Genomic DNA, 26,159 nt, shown 5'->3' with positions numbered 1-26,159 from the left:
TGTTTTTTTGGGGCAAGGTTTTTGGGGTGTCTGGGCGGGCCCTATCGCGGGGCGAGCCCGCTCCCACAGGGACGATGTAGGAGCGGGCTTGCCCCGCGATGGGGGCGACGCGGTCTCAGATCAGTCGAGCAACTCGCGCGCCACGCTCTCGATGCCCTCGGCATCCAGCTTGTAGTGGCGGTAGAGGTGAGTGGGCGGCGCGATCAGGCTGTACTCGTCGTAGATGCCATGGCGGCGGATGCGCGTGCCGATGCCGGCCTCGGCGATCACCTCGCACACCGCGCCGCCCAGGCCGCCGAGGATGTTGTGCTCCTCGACGGTGAGGAGCGCCCGGCTCTGGCGCGCCACGCGCAGCACCGCGTCGACGTCCAGCGGCTTCACCGTGGTCATGTCCAGCACGCCCACCGAGCGGCCTTGCGCATTCAGCGCGCGCGCCGCCTGCAGGGCCGGGTGCACGGTGGAGCCGGTGGCGATAATGGTCAGCTCCTCACCGCTCAGCAAGGTGGTGGCCTTGCCGAACTCGAACACCGGCTCCTGCTCGTACACCACCGGGTCGCGGCCGCGCTGGATACGGAAGTAGATCGGCTGCGGGTGGTTGGCCGAGGCCTTGATCGCGGCCTTGAGCTGGTTGGCATCGGCCGGGGCGACGATGGTGATGTCGGCGATCGCGCGCATGATCGCCAAGTCTTCGGTGGCGTGGTGCGAGGTGCCGTAGAAGCCCAGCGAGATACCGGCGTGGTGGCCGATCAGACGCACCGGCAGCGCCGAGTAGGCGACGTCCATGCGGATCTGTTCGCAGCACAGCAGCGGCAGGAACGAGGCGAAGGTGGCGATGAACGGCTTCATGCCCACCGCGGCCATGCCGGCGGCGCACGACACCATGTTCTGCTCGGAAATGCCGAATTGCACGAAGCGCTCCGGGCAGTGCTCGGCGAACTTGGCCAGGCCGTTGGAGTACTGGAGGTCCGCGGTGCCCGCCACCACCGGCTCGCCTTGCGCGACCAGGGCGAGCAAGGCGTCGGACAGCGCGTCCAGCCCCGGCGTCTGGGTGTTCAGCTCACGGTACTGCCAGGAGTTGGCGGACAGGGGTGCAGTGTTCATGGTCAGATCACCTTGCTCTTGATTTCGTCGATGGCGCGCTGCGCGTCTTCAGGGTCCAGGTAGCCCAGGTGCCAGCCTGGCTCGGTCTCCATGTAGGAGACGCCTTTGCCCTTGAGGGTCTGGGCGATGATGCACACCGGTTTCTCGCGGCCCTTCTCGGCCTTGATGCGGCGCAGCAGCGGGGTCAGCGCGGCGAGGTCGTGGCCGTCGACGTCGTAGACCTCCCAGCCGAACGCGCGCCATTTGTCGGCCAGCGGCTCGACGCCGATCACGTCGTCGACGCTGCCGTCGAGCTGGAAGCCGTTGCGGTCGACGATCGCCACCAGGCTGCCGACCTTGTGGTGCGAGGCGGCCATGGCCGCTTCCCACACCTGGCCTTCCTGCATTTCACCGTCGCCGAGCATGACGAAGGTGGTGAAGTCCTGCCCGAGCATGCGCCCGGCCATGGCCATGCCCAGCCCGCCCGACAAGGCGTGGCCGATGGAGCCTGAGGAAAAGTCCACGCCCGGCACCTTGCGCATGTCCGGGTGGTCGCCCAGCGGGTTGCCCAGGCGGGTGTAGCCATCGAGGATCTCTTTTTCGAAGAAGCCCCACTCCACCAGCACCGGGAACAGGCCCACGGCGGCGTGGCCCTTGCCCATCATGAAGCGGTCGCGCAGCGGCCACTTCGGCTCGCCGTGACGCAGCGCCATCACGTCGTAGTACAGCGCCGCGAACAGCTCGGCGGCGGAGAACACCGAGGTGTAGTGGCCGACCTTGGCGATCTCGATCAGGCGGATGGTTTCCAGGCGGATGAATTGCGCCTTGTCCCGCAGCCGGGCAAGCTCGGCGGGGGTCAGGGCGAAGTCATCGGGGTGTTTTGCATCGACTGCTAGGGTCATGTTGCACCTTGGATCAGTAGGCTTTCCGGGTAAACGCGGCTCAGGCGAGGGCCGCCCGCGCGGCGTCCAGGCGTGGCTGCATGTACAGGTTCAGTTGCGGGATCACCTGGCGGGCGGTGAGCTCCATCGAGCGGCGCCACAGGGCTTCGTCGTCCCACTCGTGGAAGGTCGTCATCAGCGTGCCGAACGGGCCGGTCTGCTCGCTGAAGGCCACCAGTTGGTCGACCACGTTGTCGACGTCGCCGTAGATCACCATCTCGCGGATGCAGTGATCGACCGTGACTTCGGCGTCGGTCATGTCCGGCCGGGTCTTGAAGATCTGCATGTAGTTGTTGCTGGCGAGGTTGTCGATCATGTACTCGAAGTAGCGGCGCAGGGTGCAGTTCGGGTCGGCCAGGTAGTCCTCGGCCTGGGCCTGGGAATCGGCGACGAACACCGAGCGCGCCACCCGCCAGTTGCTCGGGTCGGCCGGGTGGCCGGCTTCCTGGGCGCCCTTGAGGTAGGCCTGCCAGTGCGAGGCGACGGTGGCGGTCGGGTTGAAGTTGGCCGACATCAGGTCCCAGTTCTTGCTGCCCGCCAGTTTCGCGGTGCTGGAGAACGGGCTCATGGCGGTGGTGGCCGGGCGTGGGAACGGCTTCTGGAACGGCTTGGGCATGTAGCCGATTTCCAGTGCATGGTTGACCGTGTCGACCAGGGAGACATCGAAGAACTCACCGGCGAACTGGTACGGCGCATCGCTGCCCCAGATCTTCTGGATCATCTCGAAACACTCGACCATCATCCGCCCACGGTCCTTGCCGTTGCTGCCGTACACCTCGAAGTCCGAGGCCAGGCCGCCCGGGCCGATGCCCATGATGAAGCGGCCACGGCTCATGTGGTCGAACATCGCGGCGTCGCCAGCGACGCGCGCCGGGTGGTGGTGCGGCAGGTTGAGCACGCCGGTGCACAGCTTGATGCGCTGGGTCAGCGGAATCAGCGCCGACATGAACTGCAGGGCGTTGGTGATCGGCTCGGTGCGCTGGGAGGTATGCTCGCCGATCCAGATTTCGTCGAAGCCGACCTTGTCGGCGTGCACCACACAGGCGATGTCCTGGTCGTACATCTCGTGGTAGTCCCAGCCCTTGTGGTGCAGGGGCTGCATGAACATTGCGAGTTTCATGGTGGTTCTCCTTGCAAATGGCTATCAGGCGATAGCGGTCCCGGGCGCCCACGCGGGCACCCGGGCAAAAGGTCGCGGGGTCAGCTGCCGTGCAGCAGCCAGCCGCCGTCGACCGTGATGTCGGTGCCCGTCAGGTAGGCGGCCATGGGCGAGGCCAGGAACAGCGCCACGTTGGCGATTTCCTCGGGCTCGCCGGGGCGCCCCAGCGGGATGTTTTCCAGCACCCGGTTGTGCTGGTGCTGGCGGAACAACTCAGGCTCCAGGTTGCCGGGCGTCGCCGTGAGCCCTGGCGAGATGGCGTTGACGCGGATGCCATGCCGGCTCAGGTCCTTGGCCAGGCTGCGGGTCATCGCCAGGAGCGCGCCCTTGCTGGTGTCGTAGGTCACGTGGTTGGCCATCGGCCGGTGCCCGCACACCGAGGCCAGGTTGATGATGCTGCCGCCCTCGCCGTGCTTGCGCATCTGCGCCTGGGCGCACTGGGCGCCGAAGAACGCCGCGCGGCAGTTGATCGCCTGCAGGCGGTCCCAGAACGCCTCGTCCACCTCGTCGATGGGCTTGAGCGGGTAGATGCCAGCGTTGTTCACCCAGATGCGCAGCCGGCCCTGCCCGCCCGCCTCCGCCGCCAGCCGCTCGATGTGCTCGCGGCGGCTGACGTCGGTGGCGACGAAGCGCGCCGCCAGGCCCTCCTCCAATAATGCGTCGGTGTGCTCGCGGGCCAGGCTGCCGATCACCACCCGGGCGCCGGCCTGGGCCAGGCGTCGGCTGATCGCCAGGCCGATGCCGGCGCTGCCGCCGGTGACCACCGCCACCTGGTCGCGCAGGTCGAGCAAAGCGTCGAAGGGCGTGGCCGGCAGGTGCTGGTAGTGGATCGCGTCCATCGGCATCTCCTCAGGCGGTGGCCAGGGCCATGATCTGTTGCGGCGCGACCTGCTCGCCGTCGAGGATGCCCTGGCAGGTGCCACGGGCCATGACCATCACCCGGTGCGACAGGCCGATCACCTCGTCCAGGTCCGAGCTCACCACCACCACCGACGCGCCGCTGGCGGCGAGGTCGGCGATCAGCTGGTAGATGGCCGCGCGGGCGCCCATGTCGATGCCGCGGGTTGGCTCGTCGAGGATGATCACCTTGGGGTTGCGGGCGATCCACTTGGCGATCACCACCTTCTGTTGGTTGCCGCCGGAGAGTTTGTCCAGCGGCTTGCCGGGCTCGCCCTTGACGCCCAGGGTGGCGATGCGTTCGCTGGCGAAGGCATCGATGCGCTTGCGCGTCAGCAGCCCCCGCGCGCCGAGGCGGTCGAGGTTGCAGTAGGCCAGGTTCTCGGCGATCGAGTGGTCCAGCACCACGCCCTCGGCCTTGCGGTCTTCGGGCACCAGCACCACCCCGGCGTCGATCGAGGCGCGCACGCCATCCAGGCGCAGGGGCTGGCCCTCGACGCGCACCTCACCACTGGCCACCGGGTCGACCCCGGCGATGGCGCGGATCACCTCGCTGCGCCCGGCGCCGACCATGCCGGCGATGCCAAACACTTCACCGGCACGGACCGAGAACGAAATGTCCTTGAAACGCTGGCTGCGGCAGGTCAGCTTGCGCACCTGCAACACCTCGCGCGGGCTCGGCGCGGGGATGGCCGGGAACAACCGCTCGATCGAGCGTCCGACCATCTGCGCCACCAGCACGTCGACCTCGACGTCGGCACGCTCATGGCGGGCCACCAGGTGGCCGTCGCGCATCACCACGATACGGTCGGCGATGCGCGCGATCTCTTCCATGCGGTGGCTGATGTAGATGAACGACACGCCCTCGCGCTTGAGCGCTTCGATCTGCCGGAACAGCAGCTCGGTCTCCTCCACGCCGAGCGCCGCGGTGGGCTCGTCGAGGATCAACAGGCGCGAATCCAGGGTCAGCGCCTTGGCGATCTCCACCAGTTGCTGCGCGGCGATGCGCAGCTCGCGCACCAGGGTGTCGGGCGAGATGTCCAGGCCCAGGCGTTCGAGCTGCACCTTGGCCTCGCGGCGCATGCGTTCACGGTCGACCATGCCGTGGCGGGTCGGCAGGTGGCCGAGGAAGATGTTCTCGGCCACGCTCAGCTCAGGCAGCAGTTGGATCTCCTGGTGGATCATGTTCACGCCCAGGGCGATGGCATCCTTCGGGCAGGTCGGCGCATAGGGCCGGCCGTCGATGCTCATGCTGCCGCGGGTCGGGCACAGGGCGCCGGCGATGATCGACGACAGGGTCGACTTGCCGGCGCCGTTCTCGCCCAGCAGCGCCACCACCTCGCCGCGGCCGATCTCCAAGCTGATGCTCTCCAGCACGCTGATGCTGTTGAACGACATGCCCAGATGCTCGGCGCGGAAGAACGGCGCGGGATTGCTTGCCATGCTCATGGTCAGCGTCCTTCGCTCAAGGGTGACGGGCGAGGAACGTGGCGACGTTCTCGCGAGTGGTGACGAACGCCGGCAGCGCCTGGTGCTTGTCGACCGGCTGGCCCGCCTTCAGCGCCAGCGCAGTGCGCAGGGCGGTGCGGCCCATCTCCACGGCTTGCTGGGTGATGGTCAGGTCCATCTTGCCGTCACGCACCGCTTCGAGCGCCGGGCGCAGGCCGTCGTAGCCGAAGATCCACACCTTGTGTTGCACGTTGGCCACCCGCACCGCTTGGGCGGCGCCCAGGGCCGGGGCGTCGGAGCGGCCGACGAACACGTCGATCTGCGGGTGCTTTTGCAGCATGTCCTGGGCGACCTTGAAGCCGTTGTCCTGCAGCCAGTCGGTGGGCTTGCGGTCGACGATGACCATCTCCGGGGTCTTGGCCAGTTCGACGTCGAAGCCATCGGCGCGGGTCTTCTCGGTGGTATCGCCGAGGGTGCCCTGGAGCAGGCCGATCTGCGCCTTGCCACCGGTCAGCTTGACCACCTGGCGCGCCAGCTCGGCAGCGGCGGCGGTGTTGTCGGTGGAGACGTAGGCGTCGCACTCGACGTTCTTCGGGAAGTTGTCGACGCACACCACCGGCACGCCCTGTTGCTTGGCCAGGCGCACCGGCACGGCGGACGCGGCGGAACCGGTGGCGGTGTACAGCAGCACGTCGATGCCCTTGCTCAAAAGGTCCTGGATCTGGCTGACCTGGCGCGCGGCATCGGCCTGCGCGTCGACCACCAGCACCTCGCCAATGCCGTCCTTGCCGGCCTGCTCGAGCACGCCGTCACGCACCATCAGGTAGAACTCCCATTGCAGGCTGGGGATCGACATGCCGACCTTCAGCGGCTTGTTCTCGGCGTTGGCCCAGGCGGGCAACAGCATCAGCAGGGCAAAACACACGCGCACGGGCACAGAGAAAACGTTCATGGACACGCCTCCAGAATTGTTCTGATTGTCAAAGGCTGAGTTGCGGGAGGGTTATGCGTTCTTGCGTTTCATGGCATCGAGCATCACGGCGGCGGCGATCACCGCGCCGATGATCACCTGCTGGACGAAGGGCGAGATGCCGGCCAGGTTCAGGCCGTTGCGCAGCACACCGATGATCAGCACGCCAACCAGGGTGCCGACCACGCTGCCGGCGCCGCCCTTGAGGCTGCCGCCACCGATCACCACGGCGGCGATCACGTCCAGCTCGTAGCCGACCCCGGCACCGGCGCCGGCGGTGTCCAGGCGCGAGGTGAGGATCACCCCGCCGAGCGCGGCGGTGACGCCGCAGATCACATAGACGATCGCGGTGTGGGTCTTGACCCGGATGCCCGAGAGCTTGGCCACCTTGGCGCTGCCGCCGATGGCATAGAGGCTGCGCCCGGCCACGGTGAAGCGCAGGACGAACCAGAACAGCAGCGCCAGCACCACGAAGCAGGCCACGGTCAGCGACACCACCCCGGCGTAGCGGATGATCGAGAGGTTGCCGAACCATTCGGGGAAGCCGCTGATCTGGGTGCCGTCGGTGACCATGTAGGCCAGGCCGCGGGCCACCGACATCATCGCCAGGGTGGCGATGAACGACGGCAGGCCGGCGCGCACCACCAGGGCCGCGGTGACACCGCCGCAGGCCGCGCCAGTGAGCAGCGCCGCGGCGATCGCCAGGCCCATCGGCAGGCCCATGACATGCTCGGCCCAGCTCATGACCATGATCGACACGGCCAGCACCGCGCCCACCGAAAGGTCGATGCCGCCGATCAGGATCACCAGGGTCATGCCCAGGGCCATGATGCCCAGCACGGTCACCTGGTCGAGGATATTGAGGAGGTTGCTCAAGGTGAGGAAGGCGTCGGTGGTGAGGCTGAGCACCACGCACAGCAGGACCAGGCCGAGCAGCGGGCCGGTGATGCCCGACGCTTGCGCGTTGAGCTTGAGGGCAGGCGGAATCAGGCGCGCCTTGGAACTGAAGCCATACATACGAACACCACTTCTTGTATTTATTGGAGGGTACGAACTTGTGTTGCGATCAGGCCGCCAGCCCCCTGAAGCGCCCGCCCATGTAGACGAGCGGCGACTCCAGCGACTGGGTGATGACATTGACGACGTTGCCGATGAAGATCGTGTGCGAGCCGTACTCCACTTCCTGGGCGACTTCGCAGAAGATCGAGGCTTGCGCATCGGCCAGGTAGCGCAGGCCATGCACGCCTACCGCCCAGTCGCCGTCGACGAAACGCCGGTCGCGCAGCTCGGGCTTGCTGAAGATGGCGCACAAGGCTTCGTGCTCCTGCTGCAGCATGTTCACGCAGAAAAGACCGGAGCGTTTGATGATCGGTGACGCACTGGAGCTGCGGTTGACGCAGACCAGCGCGGAGGCTGGGTCCATCGACACCGAGGAGAACGCGGTGGCGGCCAGGCCGTGCGGGGCGCACTGCTCGTCGAGCGTGGTGACCAGCGTCACCGAGGCGGCGAAGCGGCCCATGGCGCTGCGGAACAGGTCGGTGACTTGCGGATTGCCGATGGTGGCTTGACTCGATATGACAGACATTCTTGCAACTCCTCTTACCGTTGAGCCTGCCTCCATGGTAAGTAGCGCCGCCCCCGCCAGGTATTCGATTTTTCCGAGATGACTTTTCAGCGGACGTGAAAACCCGACCCTTCGTTTGCGTGGTTTATTGGTAAATGAATTGCCAAGCTTTCAGCTGACCTGAAGAATGGCCCCATCACCCACAACCACGGGAGGGCCGTGCGATGGCCGACAGACTCCAGGATCTGCGCCTGTTCAGGCTGGTGGTGCAAAGCGGTTCGTTGTCGATGGCCGGGCGCCAGCTGGGCCTGTCGCCGGCGGCCATGAGCGGCCGACTCAAGGCGATGGAGGAGTTCTATGGGCTGCGCCTGGTCAAGCGCAACACGCGCGGGCTGAGCCCCACCGCCGAGGGCCTGTACCTGTTCGAGGCGGCGCAGAAGATCCTTGAAGACGTCGAGGCGCTGGACAGCGTGATCCGTGGCGGCAGCGCGCAGTTGCGCGGCACCATCGGCGTCACCTGCCCCACCGACCTGGGCCGCCAGTGGGTGAGCCAGTTGGTGGACGCCTTTGTCGAGGAGCACCCGCATGTCACGGTGCGGCTGTTCTTCACCGACCGCTTGCTGGATTTCGTCGAATCCGGCTCGGACATCGCCATTCGCTACGGCAACCTGCCCGACAGCACCCTGGTGGCGCGCTCATTGGGCGGCGACCGGCGCATCGTCTGCTGCTCGCCACAGTACCTGGCGCGCCATGGCGCGCCGCAGAGCCCGGAGCAATTGCTGGAGCACAACTGCCTGATCCACTTGCAGGCGGATTTTCCCCAGGACAAGTGGCGGTTCTGCCGCGAGGGCGAGACGTTCTCGGTGCAGGTGCGGGGCAACCGTCTGGTGAACGATGGGTTCACCTTGCGCCAGTGGGCGTTGCAGGGGCTGGGGATTGCCTGGAAGTCGGTGTGGGAAGTGGCCGAGGACCTGCACGAGCAGCGCTTGGTGCCGTTGCTGGAGGACTTCAGTTGCCCGGCGACGGGGTTTCACCTGCTGACCGAGGGGGGCAAGAAGCTGCCGCAGCGGGTGCGCGCGTTCGTGGATTTCGCGGTGCGCTATTTCAATGAGCTGGAGACGCCGGCGCGGCATTTGTTGAGGCCGGTGGGCCTGTGAACCCATCGCTCCAGAGTGGCACCGTAGCGCTGGGAGCGACTGCCTTTGCTGTGTCAGTGCCGGCCCCGCGATAGGGCCAGGAAAGCCAGCCAATCACCTGAAATTGCCGCTGCCAACGAAAACACCGCCCCGAAGGGCGGTGCTTGTCTGCGCCAGCCGAATCAGCTCGCCGTGGCCAACCGCGACACCGGCACCACCCGCGCCTGCTCCCGCGCCCGGCCATGCTCGTACAGCGAGGCGGCGATCTCGTCGGCCCGAATCGGCAGCACCGACAGCAACGTATCGCTCAAGCCATGGCTGGCCTGGCTGAACCCCTGCATGTACAGCCCCGCCTTGCAGCGCTCGTCGGTCAGCAAGCGGTACGCACGGTCCACCTCGTAGTCGCGCAGGTACTCCTGCACCGGTGCCAGCAGCTCACGGTGCAGTTGCCGCTCGTACCCAGTGGCCAGCACCACCGCGTCATACCCCAGCACCCGCGCCTCGCCCGTGGCGTTGCTACGCAGCCCCAGCTCCACGCCCTGGGCCGTGCCACGGGCGTGCTCGACGTTAGTCAGGGTATGGAACGCATGCCGCGCCACCCCGGAAACCTTCTGCCGGTAGAAGATCCCGTAGATGCGCTCGATCAGGTCCAGGTCCACCACCGAATAGTTGGTGTTGTGGTACTCGTTGATCAACCGCTCGCGCTCACCCGCCGGCTGCTGGAACACCAGGTCGGTGAACTCCGGCGAGAACACCTCGTTGACGAACGGGCTGTCGTCGGCGGGTTTCAGCGCCGAGCCACGGATGATCCAGTCGACCTGCACCGACGGATAGCTGTCGTTGAGGTCGATGAACGCCTCCGCCGCGCTCTGCCCACCGCCAATGATGGCGATGCGCATCGGCTTGCCGTCCACACAGGCCTGCTGGGCCATGCGCGCCAGGTACTGCGAATGGTGGAACACCCGCGCATCGTCCTTGAGCCCGGCGAAGGTCGCCGGAATGCGCGGCGTGCCGCCCGGGCTGACCACCACCGAACGGGTGGTGCGGGCGAACTCCACGCCCTGGGCATCCCGCGAGATCACCCGCAACGCCTCGACCTGCTGACCCACCAGCACCGGCTCCACGCGCAGCACCTGCTCGCCGTAGCGGCTCTGGCTGTCGAAGTGCGAGGCCACCCAGCGCAGGTAGTCGTTGAACTCCATGCGGCAGGGGTAGAAGGTGCCCAGGTTGATGAAGTCCACCAGGCGCCCGTGCTGCTTGAGGTAGTTGACGAACGAATACGGGCTGGTGGGGTTGCGCAGGGTCACCAGGTCCTTCAGGAAGGAAATCTGCAATTCGCTCTGGGTCACCAGGGTGTTGCCGTGCCAGCGGTAGTCGGCCTGCTTGTCGAGGAACAGCACGTCCAGCGGGCCATGGGCCTGGCCGCGTTCCTCCAGGGCGATGGCCAAAGCCAGGTTCGACGGGCCGAAGCCTATGCCGATCAGGTCGTGTACGACCGCCGATGCCAGTGCCTGCGTCATATCCAGTGTCCTCTAGATAAGCCCCGGTGACGGGGAGGAAAAGTGACCCTGTCGGCCATTGGCGAGGCAGCAGGTCGTCTGTTGACTTGAACGAGGGCTCTGCACGGAAATTTAACCCCCACTGCCCCGCTCCCCTGCCCCACATACGCCACAGCCCGCAGCCTTGGGCCTTGCCTTGGCCACGCTAAATTTCCGCGCGCGCGGCTCGTCCATCCCACACGGCAGGACCGCCCCTGCGTCGATGGCGACCCCAGAGAAGGCTATGATTCGACCCCGTTGGAAATCCGCCCTGCGCCTCGGCCTGCCGGTGCTGCTGGCGCTCGGCGCAGGCGCCGGCGCGCTCACCGCCTGGCAGCAGTTCTACCGCGACAACCCCGGCTACAGCCTGTCGGTGATCCGCCAGGCCAACGACCTGCAACGCCACCTGCTGACCTTCGACGGCCATATCAGCATCCCACCGACCCTGGGCAGCGCCGGCAACCCGTTCGCCGGCGACAGCCACGGCCAGTTCGACCTGCCCAAGCTCGAACGCGGCGGCCTGAGCGGCGCGGCCCTGACGGTGTTCGGCTGGCCGCCGATCTGGGAAGGCGAAGGCGCGCCGCACCGCCCCAGCGCCGACTTCGTCGCCCAGGCCCGCCAGCAGCAGGAAACCCGCTACCGGATCATCACCGACATCGTCCGCGAGCACCCCGACCGCGCCGCCATCGCCTACAGCCCCGAGGACCTGCGGCGCCTGCAAGGCGAAGGCAAGTTCGCGGTGTTCATCAGCCTGCTCAACGCCTACCCGCTGGGCACCGACCTCGGCCAGCTCGACCTGTGGGCCGCGCGCGGCATGCGCATGTTCGCCTTCAACTACGTGGGCAACAACGCCTGGGCCGACTCGTCGCGGCCGATGCCGTTCTTCGGCGACCGCGCCGACGCCCTCGGCGGGCTGTCGGAGCTTGGCCGCGATGCGGTGCGCCGGCTCAACACGCTGGGCGTGATCATCGACGTGTCGCAGCTGTCCGACCGCGCCCTGGCCCAGGTCGCCGAACTCAGCCGCGCGCCGCTGGTGGCCTCGCACTCAGGGCCTCGGGCGCTGGTGGACATCCCGCGCAACCTCAGCGACGACGGCATGCGCCTGGTGGCGCGCAGCGGCGGCGTGGTGATGATCCCCACCTACGGCGACTACCTGCGCCCGATCAGCCAGGCCACCCGCGAGCGCCTGGAGCAGTTGCGCCAGCGCTTCGATCTGCCGCCGCTGCCGAACCAGGCCTGGGCGCTGATGCCGGGCGACCCGCAGATCGCCGACTGGCCCGAACAACGCTTCGGCGAATACGCCAAGGCGCTCTACGCGATTCTCGCCGACGAACCACAGGCCACCCTGCAGGACTTCGGCAACGCCATCGACCACGCCGTCAGGACGATTGGCATCGACCACGTCGGGATCAGCTCCGACTTCAACGACGGAGGCGGCCTCAAGGGATTCGAGGATGTCAGCCAGGTGCGCAACGTCAGCGCCGAACTGCTGGCCCGCGGCTACTCGGAAGCGGACATCGCCAAGCTCTGGGGCGGCAACTTCCTCAGGGCCTGGGCGCAGGTCCGGCACACCTCACAAACCCTTGGCGCGCGCTGATGCCGCCTCTTGTCGAAGCCTGAACATGACCGACCGCAGAACCTTTCTGAAACAGGCGGGCCTGCTCGCCGCCGCGCTGCCCCTGGGCGGCACCCTGGCCGCCGATGCCCTGGCCGCGGTCCCCGCCAGCGGCGGGAGCAAATGGCAGCAGCTGCGCCAACTGTTCGGCCAGGACCCCAGCTACCTCCACTTCGCCAATTTCCTGGTCACCTCGCACCCGCGCCCGGTGCGCGAGGCCATCGCCCGCCACCGCGCCCACCTGGACCGCAACCCCGGCCTGGCGATGGATTGGGACCGCGAGGAAACCTGGCAGAACGAGGCGCGCGTGCGTGAATGGGCCGGGCGCTACCTCAACGCCCGCCCGGCGCAGATCGCCCTGACCGGCAGCACCACCGAGGGCCTGGCGATGATCTTCGGCGGCATCCATGTGCGCCCCGACCAGGAAATCCTCATCACCCGCCACGAGCACTATTCCACCCAGCTGACCCTGAACTTCCGCGCCGAGCGCGAGGGCACGCAGGTGCGCCGCATCGAGTTGTTCAAGGCGCCGCACACGGTGTCCAAGGACGAGATCCTCGGCAACATCGCCGCCAGCCTGCGCGACAACACCCGCGTGCTGGGCATGACCTGGGTGCACTCGGGCAGCGGCGTGAAGCTGCCGATCGGCGAGATCGGCCAACTGGTCGCCGAGCGCAACCGCAACCGCGACGAGAAGGACCGCATCCTCTACGTGGTCGACGGCGTGCACGGCTTCGGCGTGGAGAACCTGGCCTTCCCCGACATGCACTGCGACTACTTCATCGCCGGCACCCACAAGTGGCTGTTCGGCCCGCGCGGCACCGGGATCATCTGTGCCCGCTCCGAGCAGCTCAGCGACGTCACCCCGCTGGTGCCGACCTTTTCCCAGGACAAGGACTTCGCCACCCGCATGACCCCCGGCGGCTACCACGCCTTCGAGCACCGCTGGGCGCTGGACGAAGCCTTCAAGCTGCACCTGGAACTGGGCAAGGCCGATGTGCAAGCGCGCATCCACCAGCTCAATGCCGTGCTGCGCCAGCGCCTGCAAGCATTGCCGGGGGTCGAGCTGGTGACGCCGAGCAGCCCCGAACTGTCCTCGGGCTTCAGTTTCTTCCGGGTCGCGGGGCGCGATGGCGACCAGCTCGCCGCCCAACTGATGCGCCAGCGCGTGGTGCTCGACGCGGTCAACCGCGACGTCGGCCCGGTGGTGCGCACCGCGCCCGGCCTGCTCAACGACGAAGCCGAGATCGACCGCTTCATGGCCCTGCTGGCCAAGGCCGTGTAGCGCTCCCCTTTTCACCTTCCGCAACCGAGAGACCCATGACAGCGATCAGCAAACCCATCACCGGCCTCGCCCTCGCCGCCCTGCTCGCCCCCGCCCTGGCCAGTGCCGCCAGCGTGCCCAAGGCCGGCGAGGTGTTCACCGACTGCAAGCCCGGCTGCCCGGAAATGGTGGTGCTGCCGGCCGGCAGCTTCATCATGGGCACCCCCGAGGACGAACAGGGCCGCGAGGAAGACGAAGGCCCGCAGCACCCGGTGACCTTCGCCAAGCCGTTCGCCGTCAGCCGCTTCCAGGTGCTCAATGGCGAATGGCAGGCGTACCTGAAGGCCACGGGCTACCAGATGCCCAGCGGCGACGACCGCCCGGGCCGCGAATGCATCGCCGGCGTGCCACGCTACAGCGAGACCAAGGAATACAAGAGCCACGACGCCGCGCGCTATCCGGCGGTGTGCCTGAACTACCACGAGGCCGAGGCCTATGCGGCGTGGCTGTCGAAGAAGACCGGCCAGCACTACCGCCTGCTCAGCGAGGCCGAGCGCGAGTACGCCGCACGCGGCGGCAGCACCGGCCCGCAGCCGTTCCCACGGGACGAGGGCAAGGCCTACAGCATCGCCCAGCATGCCAACACCTATGGCCCGGAAGACGGTTTCAGCTACATCGCCCCGGCGGGCAGCTACACGCCGAACGCGTTCGGCATCTACGATGCGCACGGCAACGTGTACGAGTGGACGGCCGACTGCCAGAACGACAGCTACGTCGGCGCGCCGGCCGATGGCAGTGCGTGGAAGAGCGGCGATTGCGTGGTGCGGATGATCCGCGGCAACGACTGGACCGAGGCGCCGATCTTCTCGCGCTCGGGGAACCGCAATTACCGGCACACCGAGCGGCGCGGCGACTGGCTGGGGTTCCGTGTGGCCCGAGAGCTGTGATCGCCTGAACCAGCCCTATCGCGGGACAAGCCCGCGCCCACAGGTGCCGCACCGCGCTCAAGGCCGGCGCAGTAACTGTGGGAGCGGCTTGCCCCACGATAGGGCCGCCATTGACACCCCCACCGCTAAATCCCTCCCCCGCCAGCTCGTCTTCCATCACACGCCAGCCAACAAAGGCCGGCCCCCGCCTCACAACCCGTTGCGAACGAGGTAGTTTCATGACCGCAGCACCGCGTAGCGCCACCCGCGATCTCTTGAGCCTGCTCAAGCCGTATCGCCTGCTGGTGGTTTCCTCCATCGTGCTGGGCATCCTCGGCGGCCTGGCCGTCACCGCCCTGCTCGCCACCGTCAACCAGGGCCTGCACAACGCCGACGGCCTGGGCCGTGGCGTGGTCATGGCGTTCGTCGGCCTGTGCGTGCTGGCCCTGGTCAGCAGCATCGTCGCCGACATCGGCACCAACTACGTCGGCCAGCACGTGATCGCGCGCCTGCGCAAGGACCTCGGCGCCAAGGTGCTGTCGGCGCCGATCGAGCAGATCGAACGCTACCGCACCCACCGCCTGATCCCCGTGCTGACCCACGACGTCGACACCATCAGCGACTTCGCCTTCGCCTTCGCCCCGCTGGCCATCTCGCTGACCGTGGTGCTCGGCTGCCTGGGCTACCTGGCCAGCCTGTCGCTGCCGATCTTCGCCCTGACCCTGGCCGCCATCGGCATCGGCTCGGTGGTGCAGTACATCGCCCAGCGCAAGGGCGTGCAGGGCTTTCTCGCCGCCCGTGAAAGCGAGGACGAGCTGCAAAAGCACTACCAGGCCATCTCCGAAGGCGCCAAGGAGCTGCGCATCCATCGCCCGCGCCGCCACGCCATGCTGACCCGCAACATCCATGGCACCGCCAACCGCATCCGCGACACCAATGTGCGCGCGATCAGCATCTACGTGGTCGCCAAGAGCCTCGGCTCGATGCTGTTCTTCGTGGTCATCGGCCTGGCGCTGACGATGCAATCGCTGTGGCCGAGCAACGACCCGGCGGTGATCAGCGGCTTCGTGCTGGTGCTGCTGTACATGAAAGGCCCGCTGGAAAGCCTGATCGGCAACCTGCCGATCATCAGCCGCGCGCAGATCGCCTTCCGCCGCATCGCCGACCTGGCCGAGCGTTTCTCCTCGCCCGAGCCGCACCTGCTGCTGAGCGCCGACGAAAAACCGCAAGCCCCCCTGCAACGCCTGGAACTGCGCAACGTGCAGTACAGCTTCCCGACCGTCGAGGGCAGCCAGCCGTTCACCCTGGGCCCGGTCAACCTCAGCGTCGCCCCTGGCGAAATCCTGTTCATCGCCGGCGAGAACGGCTCGGGCAAGACCACCCTGATCAAGCTCCTGCTGGGCCTGTATACCCCGCACCAGGGGCAGATCCTGGTCAACGGCAAGGCGATCGACGCGCAGACCCTGGACGACTACCGCCAGCACTTCACGACGATCTTCGCCGACTACTTCCTGTTCGAAGACCTGATCCAGGACGGCCGCACCCTGCCCGCCGACGCCGGGCAGTACCTGGAGCGCCTGGAAATCGCCCACAAGGTCAGCGTGCGCGACGGCGCCTTCACCACCACCGACCTGTCCACCGGCCAGCGCAAGCGCCTGGCGCTGGTCAATGCCTGGCTCGACGAGCGCCCGGTGCTGGTGTTCGACGAATGGGCCGCCGACCAGGACCCGGCTTTCCGCCGGGTGTTCTACACCGAGCTGCTGCCGGACCTCAAACGCCTGGGCAAGACCATCATCGTCATCTCCCACGACGACCGTTACTTCGACATCGCCGACCACCTGGTGCGCATGCACGCCGGCAAGGTCGTCGAAGCGCCCGCCCTGGCCTGAGCCACAGGCGGCGAACGCCCGTCGTTCGCCGCCTGCACCTGTAAATCCGCCCCCCCGTCCTTCGTCTTCCTTCGGTAAGCACCATTCCTCTGCCGACGGCGACGAAACCGATGACGATTCCTCAGCTCCCCCTTTCCGACGACGACCTGCTGGCCCTGCTGATGGCCGACCAGGCAGGCGCCCCGGAAGCCATCGCAGCCAAGGCCGGCCAGGCGCCGCAGCCTTTGTCCTTCGCCCAGCAGCGCCTGTGGTTCCTGCAACAGTTCGCCCCGCACAGCTCGGCCTACAACCTGCCGCGCGCGCTGCTGCTCGAAGGCGCGCTGTCGGCCGATGCACTGGAAACCGCACTGCAACGGGTCATCGAACGCCACGACATCCTGCGCACCCGTTTCGAGGAAATCGACGGCCAGCCACGCCAGGTCATCGACCCCGACGCGCGCCTGGCCCTGCAGCGCCACGACCTGTCCTCACTGGATGACGCCGCCCGCGAACAACGCCTGCAACAACTGATGATCACCGAGGCCGGCACGCCCTTCGACCTGGGCCAGGCGCCGCTGATCCGCGCCAGCCTGATCGCCCTCGGCGGCCAGCGCCAGGTGCTGCTGCTGAACATGCACCACATCGTTTCCGACGCCTGGTCCAACCCGATCCTGATGCAGGACCTGGCCCACGCCTACCAAGGCCAGGCACTGCCACGCCCGGCGATCCAGTACGCCGACTACGCCCGCTGGCAGCGCGAGGACTACCCGCAAACGCCGCGCCACGACGAGGCCGCCCGCTACTGGCGCGACTACCTGGGCGACGCCATCACCCCGCTGCTGCTGCCCACCGACCACCCGCGCGACGACGAGCGCGTGCCGCGGGCCGCCACCTTCGAGCTGCGCCTGCCCGGCGCGCTGGTCGAGCGCCTGAACGCCTTCTGCCAGGCCCAGGGGCTGACCCCGTTCGGCGTGCTGCTCGGTGCCTGGCAACTGCTGCTGGGGCGCCATGCCGGCCAGGACGACTTCACCGTCGGCGTGCCCAACGCCAGCCGCAACCAGGCGCAGACCCAGGAACTGGTCGGCTACTTCGTCAGCAGCCAGATCTACCGCGCACGCCTGGACCCTACCCAATCGGCGCTGACCTTCCTGCACGGCCTGCGCGAGCACGCGCTGGCCGCGCTGGAGCACGCCGACCACCCGGTGGAGCTGGTCCTCGAAGCCCTGCAACTGCAACGTAGCACCCAGGCCAACCCGCTGTTCCAGACCCTGTTCAACTGGCGCGTGGCCGGCCCCGAGCAAGGCCCGCTGCGCTTCGCCGACCTGGCGCTGGACTTCCTGGCGCTGGGCCAGCAACAGGCCAAGTTCGACCTGTCCCTGGATGTCGCCTACAGCCCGCGCAGCCTCGAGGCGCGCTTCGAGTACGACGCCACGCTGTTCGAAGCCACGCGCATCGCCCAGTTGGCCAGCCACTGGCAGCAACTGCTGGAAGCCCTGCTGAGCCACCCGCAGCAAGCCCTGGGCGAGCTGGCGATGTTCAACGCCGACGAACAGCACGCCCTGCTGGCCGCCGCCCGCCACCCCGGCATCGCCCGCCCCGACCTGCCCGCCGTGCACCAGCAGGTCGCCGCGCAAGCCGCCCGCACCCCCGAGCGCCTGGCCGTCAGTTGCGCCGGCGAACCACTGAGCTACGCCGAGCTCGACCAGCAGGCCAACCAACTGGCCCACCGCCTGATCGAACTGGGCGTCGGCCCCGACGTATTCGTCGGCGTGGCGTTGGAGCGCAGCGTCGAGCTGGTGGTCGGCCTGCTGGCGATCCTCAAGGCCGGCGGCGCCTACCTGCCGTTGGACCCGAGCTACCCGCGCGAGCGCCTGGACTACATGATGCGCGACAGCGGCATCGCCCTGGTGCTGCTGCAACCGGCCCAGGCCGCCCGCTTCAACGTGCCGCAGGGCGTACAGGCCGTGGCCGTCGAACACCTCGAACGCTACAGCGCGCTGCCGCCGCAGGTCGCCGTCGAGCCCGAGCACCTGGCCTACATGATCTACACCTCCGGCTCCACCGGGCAGCCGAAAGGCGTGCAGGTGCGCCATGGCGCGCTGGCCAACCACATGGCCTGGATGCAGGACGAACTGCGGCTGGGCTGCGACGACCGCGTCCTGCAAAAGACCGCCTTCAGCTTCGACGCCTCGGTGTGGGAGTTCTGGCTGCCGCTGCAAACCGGCGCCCAACTGGTGCTGGCCAGCCCCGCCCTGAGCCAGGACCTGTCGCTGCTGTGGCAGGAGGTGCAAGCCGAGCGCATCAGCGTGCTGCAGATGGCCCCGTCGCTGCTGCAAGCCCTGCTGGCCCAGGCCGACTCCGCGCAACTGGCCAGCCTGCGCCTGTTGCTGCTGGGTGGCGAAGCCCTCGGCGCGGCGCTGGTGGGCCAGCTCCAGGCGCTGTTCGACGGCCGTATCGTCAACCTCTACGGCCCCACCGAAGCGACCATCGACACCTGCCACTTCACCGTCGCCGACGCCCTCGACAACGCCATCGCGCCGATCGGCCAGCCCATCGACAACGTGCGCGCGCTGGTGCTCGACAGCCAGTTGCAACCGTGCCCCACCGGCACCCCCGGCGAGCTGTACATCGGCGGCGCGGGCCTGGCCCGTGGCTACCACCAACGCCCGGCACTGACCGCCGAACGCTTCGTGCCCGACCCGTTCGCCGCCGACGGTTCGCGCCTGTACCGCAGCGGCGACCTCACCCGGCGACGCGCCGACGCGGGCCTGGACTACCTCAGCCGCATCGATCACCAGGTGAAGATCCGCGGCCTGCGCATCGAGCTGGGCGAGATCGAAAGCCAACTGCTGCAACAGCCGGGCATCGCCGAAGCCGCCGTATTGGCCCAGGACACCCCGCACGGCCGCCAACTGGTGGCCTACCTCGCCCCGCGTGACGCACAGACCGCCGCTCCCTTGCGCGAGGCCCTGCAACAGGTGCTGCCGGACTACATGGTCCCGGCCCACTACCTGTTCCTCGACACCCTGCCGCTGACCCCCAACGGCAAGCTCGACCGCCGCGCCCTGCCCGCCGCCGACAGCCAGCACGCCCAGCGCGACTACCAAGCCCCGCGCGATGCGCTGGAGCAAGGCATCGCCGGCATCTGGCAGGACGTGCTCAAGCTCGAGCGCATCGGCATCGACGACAACTTCTTCGAACTGGGCGGCGACTCGATCCTGTCGATCCAGGTGGTCAGCCGCGCGCGCCAGGCCGGTATCCTGTTCACCCCGAAAGACCTGTTCAAGCACCAGACCATCCAGGCCCTGGCCCAGGTCGCGGCGTTCGGCCACAGCGCGCCCCAGGCCGACCAGGGCCCGGTCAGCGGTGAGGCGCCGTTGTTGCCGATCCAGCAGGCGTTCTTCGCCAGCGCCATCGACAACCGCGCGCACTGGAACCAATCGGTGATGCTCAAGCCCAACGTCGCCCTCGACGCCGAGCTGCTGGCCCGCGCCCTGGCCGCGCTGGTCACTCACCATGACGCCCTGCGCCTGCGTTTCAACGAGCACGCTGACGGCTGGCACGCCGAGCACGCCGCCATAGGCGATGACGCAAGCCTGCTGTGGCAGCGCGAAGTGGCCGACGCCCAGGCTCAGCAAGCCTTGGCCAACGAAGCGCAGCGCAGCCTGGACCTGGCCGACGGCCCGCTGCTGCGCGCGGTGCTGATGCACCTGGCCGATGGCAGCCAGCGCCTGCTGCTGGTGATCCACCACCTGGCGGTCGACGGTGTGTCGTGGCGCATCCTGTTCGACGACCTGCAGCGCGTCTACCGCCAGTTGCAAGCCGGCGAAACGCCCAAGCCGCACCCCAAGACCAGCGCGTTCAAGGCCTGGGGCGAGCGCCTGGGCGAACACGCACGCAGCGACGCCGCCCGCGCCGAGCTGGACTATTGGCAAACGCAACTGGCCGGCATCGACGCCGACCTGCCCGGCGCCGACCCCGGGGCCAGCCTGCTCGGTCGCCACGCCCGCAGCGTCGGCGTGCAACTGAGCCCGGCACACACCCGCCAACTGTTGCAAAGCGCGCCCGCCGCCTACCGCACGCGCATCAACGACCTGCTGCTGACCGCCCTGGCGCGCGCGGTGCGGCACTGGAGCGGCCTGCCCGAGGTGCTGGTGCAGCTCGAAGGCCATGGCCGCGAGGCGCTGTTCGACGACCTCGACCTGACCCGCACGGTCGGCTGGTTCACCAGCCTGTTCCCGGTGCGCCTGTCGCCCCAGGCGGACCTTGCCGCCTCGATCAAGACCATCAAGGAACAACTGCGCGCCGTGCCGGACAACGGCCTCGGCCATGGCGCCCTGCGCTACCTGGGCGCGCCCGAGGTGCGCGAGCAGTTGCGCGCGCTGCCGACCCCGCGCATCACCTTCAACTACCTGGGCCAGTTCGACGGCAGCTTCGATGCCGACGCTGGCGCCTTGTTCGCCCCCTGCGGCGAGCCCGTGGGCGAAGAGAAGAGCGCCGACACGCCGCTGGGCAACTGGCTGACGGTCAACAGCCAGGTCTACAACGGCCAACTGAACATGGCCTGGAACTTCAGCGAGGCGATGTTCGACCCGGCGCACATCGAGCGCTTGGCCCAGCGCTGCCAGGCCGAGCTGGAACAGTTGATCGAGCACTGCAGCAGCGGCGAGCACCTGGGCGTGACACCGTCGGACTTCCCCCTCGCCCGCCTCACCCAGCAGCAGCTCGACGCCCTGCCGATGCCGGCGCGCACGATCGACGACATCTTCCCGCTCTCGCCCATGCAGGAAGGCCTGCTGGTGCACACCCTGCTGGAAAAGCACTCGGGCATCTACTTCATGCAAGAGTGCTACACCATTCGCGAGCCGCTCGACTACGCGCTGTTCGACGCCGCCTGGCAGCAGGTGGTGCAGCGCTACGAAGCGGTGCGCGCGTCATTCCTGTGGAACACCGGCGGCGAGCTGTTGCAGGTGATCCACCGCGACACGCAAGTGAAGGTCGAGTTGCTCGACCTGAGCGACCTGACCTTGGAGCAGGCCGAGCCGCGCATCCTCGACCTGCTGCGCGAGGAGCGCGAAGCGGGCTTCGACCTCGGCAAGGAACCGCCGATCCGCTTCAAGCTGATCAAGCTGTGCGACGACAGCCACCGCTTCGTCATGAGCAACCACCATATCCTCATCGACGCCTGGTGCCGTTCGCTGCTGATGTCGGACTTCTTCGAGCTGTACCACGCCGCCCGCGAAAACCGCGCCAGCCAGCTGCGCACGCCGTACCGCTTCCGCAACTTCATCGAGTGGCTGCAACAGCAAGACCCGCAAGCCGCCGAAGCCTTCTGGCGCGAGCAACTGGCGGGCCTTGAGCAGGCCACCCCGCTGCCCACCGACCGTCCGCAGGTGGCCGGCCAGTCGCATTCGGCGATCGACGACAACTACACCTGGCTGAGCAGCGAGCAAAGCGCGCAGTTGCTGGAGTCGGCCAACCAGCACCGCCTGACCGTCAACACCTTCGTGCAGGCGGCCTGGGCGCTGACCCTGCACCACCACAGCCGCTCGCGCGACATCGTCTTCGGCGTGACCGTGTCCGGGCGCCCGGCGCACATCCCCGAGATGCAGGACACCGTCGGCCTGTTCATCAACAGCGTGCCGCTGCGCATCCAGCTGCCCACCCCGGACCAGCGCGCCAGCACCCTGGATTGGCTGCACGGCATCCTCGACACCAACGTCTCGCTGCGTGAGTACGACTACCTGCCGCTGGTGCGCATCCAGGCGTGCAGCGCGCTGCAAAAGGGCCAGCAGCTGTTCGACAGCCTGTTCGTGTTCGAGAACGCGCCGATGGACGCCTCGGTCGGCAGCGACGCCCGCGACATGGGCGTGGTCTCGGAGTCGTCGCGCACCCACACCAACTACCCGATCACCGTGGTGGTGTACCCCGGCGAGCAACTGGGCCTGCACCTGTCCTACGACACCCGCTACTTCGACCGCGCGACCATGGACACCCTGCTGGCGCAGTTCCAGCAATTCCTGGTGAGCCTGCCCGGCCAGCTGCGCGCGCCGTTGGAGCAGGTGGCGCAACTGGAGGCCGGCGACAGCCGCGAGTGGGTCCTGCAACACAACCAGACCGAAGTGGCGCATGCCCTGGACCGCGCCTTCGTCGAGCTGTTCGAGGCCCAGGTCGAGCGCCGCGCCGAGGCCATCGCCGCCACCTGCGAGGGCGAGCGCTGGACCTACGCCGAACTCGACCGCCAGGCCAACCGCGTCGGCCATGCCCTGCTCGCCCACGGCGTGGCCCAGGACCAGCCGGTGGCGCTGCTCGCCGACCGTGGCCTGGACCTGCTGGCGAGCATCGTCGGCGCGTTCAAGGCCGGCGCCGGCTACCTGCCGCTGGACCCCAGCCACCCCGACGAGCGCATCGGCAACATCCTCGCGCTGAGCCGCACCCCGGCGCTGCTCTGCACCGCGCGCTACCAGGCGCGTGCCCAGGCGCTGCTGGCGGGCCTGGCGCACCCGGTGCAACTGCTGGTGTGGGAAGACCTGCTCGCTGGCGCCTACAGCGACACCCGCCCCGGCATCCACAGCGCGCCGAACAGCCTGGCCTACGTGATCTTCACCTCCGGCTCCACCGGCCTGCCCAAGGGCGTGATGGTCGAGCAGGCCGGCATGCTCAACAACCAGTTGAGCAAGCTGCCGTACCTGGGCCTCAGCGAGCACGACATCATTGCCCAGACCGCCTCGCAGTCGTTCGACATCTCGGTGTGGCAGTTCCTCACCGCGCTGCTGTGCGGCGCCCAGGTGCGGATCTTCCCGGACGCGGTGTCCAAGCACCCGACCCACCTGCTGCGCGAGGTGCGCGAGCAGCGCGTCAGCGTGCTGGAGATCGTCCCGGCGCTGATCCAGGCCCTGCTCGAAGAGCAGCACGCCGAGCTGCCCGACCTGCGCTGGCTGCTGCCCACTGGCGAAGCGTTGCCGGCCGAGACCGCCGCCGCCTGGCTGCAACGCTACCCGCGCATTCCCCTGGTCAACGCCTACGGCCCGGCCGAATGCTCGGACGACGTGGCCTTCTATCAAATCGACGAAGCCGCGACCCAGCGCACCCACATCCCCATCGGCTACCCCACCGACAACAACCGCTTGTACCTGCTCGACGACTACCTGAGCCCGGTGCCGGACGGCGCGGTGGGTGAGATCTGCATCGCCGGCACCGGGGTGGGCCGTGGCTACTGCGGCGACCCGGGCAAGACCGTCGCGGTGTTCGTGCCCAACCCCTTCGCCCTGCTGCCGGGCGAGCGCCTGTACAAGACCGGCGACCTGGCGCGCCGGCGCAAGGAAGACGGCGCCCTGGAGTACCTGGGCCGGGTCGACCAGCAGGTGAAGGTCAACGGCTTCCGTATCGAGCTGGGCGAGATCGAGGCGCAGATCAGCCAGTTCGACGGCATCCGCGAAGTCGCCGTGCTGGTGGCCGAGCATGCCCTGGGCAAGCAGCTGGTGGCCTTCCTCACCCTGGAAGGCGACGCCCCCGCCGACGGCATGGGCCTGGATGCGCTGCGCGAGTTCCTCAAGGCGCGCCTGCCGGCCTACATGACCCCGGCCCTGTACCAGGTGCTGGAGCAGATGCCGCGCAACCCCAACGGCAAGCTCGACCGCAAGGCCCTGGCGCGCCTCGACATCGGCGGCCCGGAGCAGGTGTTCCGCGCCCCCGAGAGCGAACTGCAGCAGGCGCTGGCGGCGATCTGGCAGGCGGTGCTCAAGACCGAGCGGGTGGGCCTGGACGACAACTTCTTCGCTCTGGGCGGCAACTCGTTGCTGGCTACCCAGGTGACCTCGCGCATCCACCTGCAACTGGCCATCGAGGCGCCGCTGGCGGCGTTGTTCGAAAGCGCAAGCCTGGAGGACTTCGCCCGGCGTCTGCCGGCTGCGGCCGCGCCCACTTCTGAAACCGAATTGACCGACCTGTTCGATCTGCTCGACGCGCTGGAGACTCAATGATGCAAAGCAAAGCCCTGTCCGACTTGATCGAGCGTTTCATCAAGTTGCCAACAGCCCAGCGCAAAACGCTGTACCCGCAGCTGCTCGGCAAGGGCATCAACGTCGCGCGCCTGCCGATCCCGGTGACCCGCGAGGCCTTCGCGCGCCTTCCGTTGTCGTTCGCCCAGGAGCGCCAGTGGTTCCTGTGGGAGCTGGACCCGACCAGCACCGCCTACAACCTGCCCACCGCCCTGCGCCTGCGCGGCGCGCTGGACCGCCAGGCCCTGCAAGCGGCCTTCGATGCGCTGGTGGCGCGGCATGAAAGCCTGCGCACGCGCTTCGTCGAGAGCGACGGGCAGCGTCACCAGGTGGTCGACGCTGCGGCCACCCTGCACCTTGAGCCGGTGGCCTTGCCCGCGGGCGACGACAGCCTCGAGGCGCGCCTGCAAGCCTACGTCAACGCGCAGGTGGCGCGGCCCTTCGACCTGCTGGGCGAGCCGCTGCTGCGGGTTCAACTGGTGGCCCTGGGCGCGCACGACCATGCGCTGCTGCTGGTGCAGCACCATATCGTCTCCGATGCCTGGTCGATGCAGGTGATGGTCGAGGAGCTGGTGCACCTGTACCACGCCGCCAGCCTCGGGCAGCCGGCCAGCTTGCCGGCGTTGCCGATCCAGTACGCCGACTACGCGGTGTGGCAGCGCCACTGGATGGAAGCGGGCGAGCGCGAACGCCAGTTGGAATACTGGACCCAGCAGCTGGGCAGCGGCCAGAGCGTGCTGGAGCTGCCCACCGACCACCCGCGCCCGCCCACCCAGAGCGGCCGTGGCGCGCGCCTGGACCTGGCGCTGGACGCCGAACTGGCCGAGCGCCTCAAGCAACTGGCCAAGGCGCAGAACGTCACCTTGTTCATGCTGTTGCTGGCCTCGTTCCAGACCCTGCTGCACCGCTACAGCGGCCAGGACGATATCCGCGTCGGCGTGCCCATCGCCAACCGCAACCGGGTGGAAACCGAACGGCTGATCGGCTTCTTCGTCAACACCCAGGTGCTCAAGGCCGGGTTCAGCGCGCGGCAGTCGTTCGTGGCGCTGCTGGAGCAGGTCAAGGCCGCCTCGCTGGGCGCGCAGGAGCACCAGGAACTGCCGTTCGAGCAACTAGTCGAGGCGCTGCAACCGGAGCGCAGCTTGAGCATCCACCCGTTGTTCCAGGTGATGTTCAACCACCTGGGCGCGCAGCCTTCGCAAGGGGGCGCGGCGCCTGGGGCGGCGTTGCAGGTTGAAGGGTTGACGTGGGAAACGCAGAGCGCGCAGTTCGACCTGACGCTGAACACCAGCGAGACGCAGACCGGGTTGGTCGCGACGCTGACCTATGCGCGGGATCTGTTCGAACATGCCAGCATCGAGCGCATGGGACGGCACTGGATCAACCTGCTGCACGGCATCGTCGCCAATCCTGAAGCGAACGTGGCGGAGCTGCCGTTGCTGGACGCCGAGGAACAGGCGCTGATCGTCGAGCAGTGGAACGACACGGCGGTGACCGATTACCCGCTCGATACCCCGGTGCATCACCTGATCGAACAGCAAGTGCTGGCCACCCCGAATGCCCCGGCCTTGCGCTTTGGCGCGCAGGAACTGAGCTACGTCGAACTCAACCAGCGCGCCAACCAACTGGCGCACCAGTTGATCGCGCTGGGCGTTGGTCCCGAGGTGCTGGTCGGTATCGCCGTCGAGCGCAGCCTGGAAATGGTCGTCGGCCTGCTGGCGATCCTCAAGGCCGGGGGCGCCTATGTGCCGC

At 68.1% G+C, this 26,159-nt stretch carries 16 protein-coding genes and 2 pseudogenes; 9 read left to right on the top strand and 9 right to left on the bottom strand.

What is annotated here, in order from left to right; all coding sequences use genetic code 11:
• Window positions 1–120: 120 nt before the first annotated feature.
• The 8 genes from P0Y43_RS01725 to P0Y43_RS01690 all read right to left on the bottom strand — a co-directional run bounded on the left by P0Y43_RS01725 (window position 121) and on the right by P0Y43_RS01690 (window position 8,081).
• Complete coding sequence (locus P0Y43_RS01725; RefSeq protein WP_275635571.1) at window positions 121–1,101, bottom strand: transketolase family protein; 981 nt, start codon at window positions 1,099–1,101, stop codon at window positions 121–123.
• A gap of 2 nt (window positions 1,102–1,103) precedes the next feature.
• Window positions 1,104–1,982 (bottom strand): transketolase, encoded by an 879-nt coding sequence (locus P0Y43_RS01720; RefSeq protein ID WP_275635570.1) that lies wholly within the window; start codon window positions 1,980–1,982, stop codon window positions 1,104–1,106.
• A 40-nt stretch (window positions 1,983–2,022) separates the two neighbouring features.
• Window positions 2,023–3,141, bottom strand: a complete 1,119-nt coding sequence (locus P0Y43_RS01715; protein ID WP_275635569.1) for an LLM class flavin-dependent oxidoreductase — start codon at window positions 3,139–3,141, stop codon at window positions 2,023–2,025.
• A gap of 80 nt (window positions 3,142–3,221) precedes the next feature.
• Window positions 3,222–4,019: an SDR family NAD(P)-dependent oxidoreductase gene (locus P0Y43_RS01710; RefSeq protein ID WP_275635568.1), complete on the bottom strand. Its 798-nt coding sequence runs from the start codon at window positions 4,017–4,019 to the stop codon at window positions 3,222–3,224.
• Between the two features lie 10 nt (window positions 4,020–4,029).
• Complete coding sequence (locus P0Y43_RS01705) at window positions 4,030–5,526, bottom strand: sugar ABC transporter ATP-binding protein (protein ID WP_275635567.1); 1,497 nt, start codon at window positions 5,524–5,526, stop codon at window positions 4,030–4,032.
• A gap of 16 nt (window positions 5,527–5,542) precedes the next feature.
• Window positions 5,543–6,478: a substrate-binding domain-containing protein gene (locus P0Y43_RS01700; RefSeq protein ID WP_275635566.1), complete on the bottom strand. Its 936-nt coding sequence runs from the start codon at window positions 6,476–6,478 to the stop codon at window positions 5,543–5,545.
• 51 nt (window positions 6,479–6,529) lie between these two features.
• The gene (locus P0Y43_RS01695; RefSeq protein ID WP_275635565.1) at window positions 6,530–7,513 is read right to left on the bottom strand and encodes an ABC transporter permease; all 984 of its coding nucleotides are present in this window, start codon (window positions 7,511–7,513) and stop codon (window positions 6,530–6,532) included.
• Window positions 7,514–7,562: 49 nt separating this feature from the next.
• Window positions 7,563–8,081, bottom strand: a complete 519-nt coding sequence (locus P0Y43_RS01690; RefSeq protein ID WP_275635564.1) for a flavin reductase family protein — start codon at window positions 8,079–8,081, stop codon at window positions 7,563–7,565.
• 203 nt (window positions 8,082–8,284) lie between these two features.
• On the opposite strand from P0Y43_RS01690, the gene P0Y43_RS01685 reads away from it, so the two are divergent.
• A complete protein-coding gene (locus P0Y43_RS01685) occupies window positions 8,285–9,217 on the top strand; it encodes a LysR family transcriptional regulator (RefSeq protein ID WP_275635563.1) in 933 nt (310 codons plus the stop codon).
• A gap of 161 nt (window positions 9,218–9,378) precedes the next feature.
• Here P0Y43_RS01685 and P0Y43_RS01680 read toward each other — a convergent pair whose 3' ends face one another.
• On the bottom strand, window positions 9,379–10,716 hold the full coding sequence (locus P0Y43_RS01680; protein ID WP_275635562.1) for a lysine N(6)-hydroxylase/L-ornithine N(5)-oxygenase family protein: 1,338 nt from the start codon (window positions 10,714–10,716) through the stop codon (window positions 9,379–9,381).
• A gap of 262 nt (window positions 10,717–10,978) precedes the next feature.
• Here P0Y43_RS01680 and P0Y43_RS01675 point away from each other — a divergent pair, with 262 nt between their 5' ends.
• From P0Y43_RS01675 to P0Y43_RS01650, 8 genes and pseudogenes are all read left to right on the top strand, one after another.
• A complete protein-coding gene (locus P0Y43_RS01675) occupies window positions 10,979–12,331 on the top strand; it encodes a dipeptidase (protein ID WP_275635561.1) in 1,353 nt (450 codons plus the stop codon).
• Window positions 12,332–12,356: 25 nt separating this feature from the next.
• Entirely contained in the window at window positions 12,357–13,634 is a 1,278-nt protein-coding gene (locus P0Y43_RS01670; RefSeq protein WP_275635560.1) for an aminotransferase class V-fold PLP-dependent enzyme, read from the top strand.
• Between the two features lie 35 nt (window positions 13,635–13,669).
• Complete coding sequence (locus tag P0Y43_RS01665) at window positions 13,670–14,560, top strand: formylglycine-generating enzyme family protein (protein WP_275635559.1); 891 nt, start codon at window positions 13,670–13,672, stop codon at window positions 14,558–14,560.
• Between the two features lie 218 nt (window positions 14,561–14,778).
• Window positions 14,779–16,428 (top strand): cyclic peptide export ABC transporter, encoded by a 1,650-nt coding sequence (locus P0Y43_RS01660; RefSeq protein ID WP_275635558.1) that lies wholly within the window; start codon window positions 14,779–14,781, stop codon window positions 16,426–16,428.
• 110 nt (window positions 16,429–16,538) lie between these two features.
• Window positions 16,539–21,131: pseudogene (locus tag P0Y43_RS26980) on the top strand (amino acid adenylation domain-containing protein); the annotation flags it as partial.
• Window positions 21,132–21,146: 15 nt separating this feature from the next.
• A pseudogene (locus P0Y43_RS26975) lies at window positions 21,147–24,047 on the top strand (amino acid adenylation domain-containing protein); the annotation flags it as partial.
• A gap of 39 nt (window positions 24,048–24,086) precedes the next feature.
• Window positions 24,087–24,389, top strand: coding sequence for a phosphopantetheine-binding protein (locus P0Y43_RS26970; protein ID WP_430540212.1), 303 nt, complete (start codon window positions 24,087–24,089; stop codon window positions 24,387–24,389).
• Window positions 24,386–26,159 (top strand): condensation domain-containing protein (locus P0Y43_RS01650; protein WP_430540211.1); only part of this gene is annotated, 1,774 nt, incomplete at its 3' end. The genes P0Y43_RS26970 and P0Y43_RS01650, both read left to right, overlap by 4 nt.

Origin of the sequence: Pseudomonas entomophila (assembly GCF_029193575.1) — a bacterium.
Taxonomy (GTDB): Bacteria; Pseudomonadota; Gammaproteobacteria; order Pseudomonadales; family Pseudomonadaceae; genus Aquipseudomonas; species Aquipseudomonas entomophila_G.
This window is presented reverse-complemented; position numbering and strand designations above follow the sequence as displayed.